The sequence below is a fragment of the Caulobacter sp. B11 genome, from assembly GCF_002737765.1.
In the GTDB taxonomy this organism is placed as follows: domain Bacteria; phylum Pseudomonadota; class Alphaproteobacteria; order Caulobacterales; family Caulobacteraceae; genus Caulobacter.
The window spans coordinates 1-3,783 of the sequence record NZ_PEGG01000351.1; the positions used below are offsets into that span (position 1 = coordinate 1).

The 3,783-nt window shown below is 68.6% G+C and carries 3 protein-coding genes and 3 pseudogenes; 4 read left to right on the forward strand and 2 right to left on the reverse strand.

Annotated elements, in window-relative coordinates; genetic code table 11:
- Positions 1-161 precede the first annotated feature (161 nt).
- Both CSW58_RS12530 and CSW58_RS12535 read left to right on the forward strand, forming a co-directional pair.
- A pseudogene (locus tag CSW58_RS12530) lies at positions 162-456 on the forward strand (DUF3470 domain-containing protein).
- Positions 457-748: 292 nt separating this feature from the next.
- Positions 749-1,252: a CarD family transcriptional regulator gene (locus CSW58_RS12535; protein WP_099447510.1), complete on the forward strand. Its 504-nt coding sequence runs from the start codon at positions 749-751 to the stop codon at positions 1,250-1,252.
- Between the two features lie 151 nt (positions 1,253-1,403).
- Here CSW58_RS12535 and CSW58_RS12540 read toward each other — a convergent pair whose 3' ends face one another.
- Positions 1,404-2,306 carry an MBL fold metallo-hydrolase gene (locus CSW58_RS12540; RefSeq protein ID WP_099447511.1) on the reverse strand — a complete coding sequence of 301 codons (903 nt, stop codon included), beginning with the start codon at positions 2,304-2,306 and terminating at the stop codon, positions 1,404-1,406.
- A gap of 51 nt (positions 2,307-2,357) precedes the next feature.
- Between CSW58_RS12540 and CSW58_RS12545 the strand changes: the two genes are divergently transcribed.
- Complete coding sequence (locus tag CSW58_RS12545; RefSeq protein WP_099447512.1) at positions 2,358-2,687, forward strand: helix-turn-helix transcriptional regulator; 330 nt, start codon at positions 2,358-2,360, stop codon at positions 2,685-2,687.
- A 46-nt stretch (positions 2,688-2,733) separates the two neighbouring features.
- Positions 2,734-3,505 (forward strand): annotated as a pseudogene (locus CSW58_RS12550) (sulfite exporter TauE/SafE family protein).
- On the opposite strand, the pseudogene CSW58_RS12555 reads toward CSW58_RS12550, so the two are convergent.
- A pseudogene (locus CSW58_RS12555) lies at positions 3,478-3,783 on the reverse strand (hypothetical protein); the annotation flags it as partial. The pseudogenes CSW58_RS12550 and CSW58_RS12555 sit on opposite strands and share 28 nt — an antisense overlap.

Below are 3,783 nucleotides of genomic sequence, written 5' to 3' on the forward strand. Positions count from 1 at the left end.
GGATCTGATCGCCGTGACAGAAATCCTCATCCCCTAGGGGAGCAAGCCGCATTGACATCCGGCCCGCGGACTTCGAAAACCGCCGCGCGCAATCCTGTCCAAGCTTCTCGAGTTCTCGATGAACCTACATCGTTACCGACGCCTGCATCAAATGTAAGTACATGGACTGCGTCGAGGTGTGCCCGGTCGACTGCTTCTATGAGGGCGAGAACTTCCTGGCCATCAATCCGGACGAGTGCATCGACTGCGGCGTCTGCGAGCCGGAGTGCCCGGTGGACGCCATCAAGCCCGACACCGAGGACGAGCCGGACGGCAAGTGGCTGCGAATCAATTCCGACTACGCCAAGGTCTGGCCCAACATCACGGTGAAGGGCGAGCCGCCCGCCGACCGTGACGACTTCGAGCGCGAGACCGGCAAGTTCGAGAAATAGCGAAAAGCCCGGCAAGGGCAGCTGATCCCGAGGCGGCGCGGGCGAAGACGGCCGCAAGCCTTTCATCAAGCTGATTTTTATGATATTGTCGTTGCCAACGCTGCGATTTCGAGCCTTCGCGCTCGCTCGCCGCGTGGATGATGTCAGCCGTTAATCCGGCGCGCCCGATCGAAGGCGAAGGGTGACCTAAAAGCGTTATTCCGAAACCCGCACCGACCCGAACCCCGCCCACCAGCGGTGGGGTTTCTGTCGTCGTTTGCGGGCCCGTCGACCGGCGTAAAGGGCCCATTTCGGCCCGATCTTATGAGGACGAACGAATGAGCAAGAGCGGTCTGGAATTCTCGGTCGGCGACCATGTCGTCTATCCCGCGCATGGCGTGGGCACCATCCAGGGTGTCGAAACCCAGGAAGTGGCCGGAATGTCGCTCGAAGTCTACGTGATCACCTTCGACCACGAGAAGATGACCCTGCGGGTGCCGACCAAGAAGGCCAAGACCGCCGGTCTGCGCCCTCTGGCCGAAGGCAATGTCGTGTCGCAGGCCCTGACCACCCTGAAGGGCCGGGCCCGCGTCAAGCGCACCATGTGGTCGCGCCGGGCCCAGGAATACGAAGCCAAGATCAATTCGGGCGACCTGATCTCGATCGCCGAGGTCGTCCGCGACCTGCACCGCGCCGAGAACCAGCCTGAACAGTCCTATTCCGAGCGCCAGCTGTATGAATCGGCCCTGGACCGCATGGCCCGCGAAGTCGCCGCCATCGAGCGCATCGACCGCGAAGCCGCCATCGGCATCCTGACCAAGTCGCTGGTCAAGGCCGCCTAGGCCCGCGCCATCAGCGGCGCCCTCGGCGCCGTGACGATCAACGCCTCCGGCTCGCGCCGGGGGCGTTTTTCTTTGCTGGTCTGCCTGGCTGCTGGCCCGGCTCAGGAAGCATCGACCTCTGCGCGGCCTCGGTGGCGTTGATGCGAGACCGCTATCCGCCGCCCGTCGGATGAGGCCCACTGACCGGCAGCTTCAGGAAGACCCGTCCGCCCGGCGAGGCCGGCGGCAGGGCCCCGGCCCGGATATTGACCTGCAGCGCGGGCAGGATCAGCACCGGCGCGTCGAGGGTGGCGTCGCGGGCGTTGCGCATGGCCACGAAGGCCTCCTGGCTGACGCCGCCGCCGACATGGATATTGCTCGCCCGCTCGGCCTCGACGGTGGTTTCCCAGGCGGGGGTGTCGCGGCCGGGCGGCAGGTAGTCATGACCGACGAAGACGCGCGTCGCGGGCGGCAGGGCGAGGATCTTGCCGATCGACTGATACAGGGTCGCGGCGTCGCCCCCGGGGAAGTCGGCCCGGGCCGTGCCGTAGTCGGGCATGAACAGGGTGTCGCCGACGAAGATCATGTCGTCGATCCGGTAGCTGACGCAGGCCGGCGTATGGCCGGGCGTGTGCAGCACCGTGATGGTCAGGTCGCCGAGCGCGATCTGGTCGCCCTCGCCGACCAGGCGGTCGAACTGGCGGCCGTCGAGGGCGACGTCGTCGGCCTCGAACAGCGGCGCGAACTGGCCCTGCACCTCGACGATGCGCTCGCCGACGACCAGTTTCGCGCCGGTGCGCTCGCGCAGCAGGGCCCCGGCCGACAGGTGGTCGGCATGGGCGTGGGTCTCCAGCACCCAGTTCAGCGTCAGGCCCTGGGCGGCCACCGCCGCGAGCAGCGCGTCGGCCGAGCGCGTCGACAGGGTCGCGGACTTCGGATCGAAGTCGAGCACGGGGTCGATGATCGCCGCCGCGCGGGTGGCGGGGTCGGACACCAGATAGCTGACCGTGTGGGTGGCCTTGTCGAAGAAGGCCTGCACGGTGGCCGGCGAGGCGGGGGCGCTGAGCGTGTTCATGGGCTATATATAAGTAATTGCTAATTTAGAAACAACTCATATATTGCTGTCATGATCCAGCCCGCCGCCAGCGACCTGTCACGCCTCCGGGAGGGCTCGGCCAGGGCCGCGCGTCTGCTCAAGGCGCTGGCCAACGAGAAGCGCCTCAATATCCTGTGCCAGTTGGCCGAGGGCGAGCGCGCGGTGGGCGATCTTCTACCGGGCGCGGGGCTGTCGCAATCGGCCCTGTCGCAGCACCTGGCCATTCTGCGCGCGGAGCATCTGGTGGCCACCCGGCGCGAGGGCCAGACCATCCGCTACGCGATCGACGACCCCGCCGCCCTGCGGCTGATGGCGACCCTGGCCGAGATCTTCTGTCCCCAAGCCTGCGAGGCCTCTTGATGGTCCCCGCCCGCGACCTGTCGCCCTCTGTCCAAGGCGTTTCCTCATGGATCTGATTCCCCTGCTTCTCGCCGTCGCCGGCGGCGGCGTCATCGGCCTGCTGCTGACCGTGTTCGGCGGCGGTGGCTCGGTGCTGGCCACGCCCTGCTGCTTTACGTGGTCGGGGTGAGCGATCCGCATGTGGCGATCGGGACCTCGGCGGCGGCGGTGTCGATCAACGCCGCCGTGGGTCTGGCCGTTCAGGCGCGGGCCGGACGGGACGTCAAGTGGCCCTGCCCCTGACCTTCGCCGCCACCGGCCTGGTCGGGGCCCTCAGCGGCGCGGCCCTGGCCAAGCGGCTGGACGGGCAGATCCTGCTGGCCGGCTTCGCGGTGATCATGGCCGTGGTCGCCGTCACCATGCTGCTGCCAAAGGTCGACGCCGGCGATCCGGAGACCCGGCTGACCGGCCCCATGACCCTGAAGCTGGCGCCGGTGGGTCTTGGAACCGGCTTCGCGGCGGGCTTCTTCGGCATCGGCGGAGGCTTCCTGATCGCCCCAGGCCTGATGGCGGCCACCGGCATGACCCTGGCCAACGCCGCCGCCTCATCCCTGGCCTCGGTCGCCCTGTTCGGGGCCGCGACCAGCGTCAGCTACGCCGCCTCGGGCCTGGTCGATGGTCCGGTGCTGCTGGCCCTGGTGATCGGCGGCGGCTTCGGGGCCTTGGCCGGAGCGCCGATCGCGCGGAAACTGGCCGACCGCGCCGACCTGGCGCGCCGGCTGTTCGCGGCGATGGTCCTGGCCACCGCGGCCTATGTCGGGTTTCGCGCCCTGACCTGAGGCGCGCCCAGACGCCAGGCCGCCGCCAGGCCGATCAGGGCCAGAGGCGTGAAGGCCAGGAACAGCCAAAGGCCCGCCGTCCGGCCAAGGTCCGGGTCGATGCCGTGCGAAAAGCCCAGGGCGTTGGCCAGGGCCCCGGCCCCGGCCGAGCCCACGGCCCCGCCGATCAGTTGCACGGTCGGCACCGCGCCCGAAGCCAGGGCCTGGTCCTCGACCGGGGCGCCGGCGATCACCCGCCTGGCCAGGAAGGCCCAGCACAGGCCAAAGCCGGAGCGAGG

Coding starts and splice junctions, on each gene's coding strand:
- CSW58_RS12535 (WP_099447510.1), top strand. CDS start 749: ATGAGCAAGAGCGGTCTGGAATTCTCGGTCGGCGACCATGTCGTCTAT.
- CSW58_RS12540 (WP_099447511.1), bottom strand. CDS start 2,306: ATGAACACGCTCAGCGCCCCCGCCTCGCCGGCCACCGTGCAGGCCTTC.
- CSW58_RS12545 (WP_099447512.1), top strand. CDS start 2,358: ATGATCCAGCCCGCCGCCAGCGACCTGTCACGCCTCCGGGAGGGCTCG.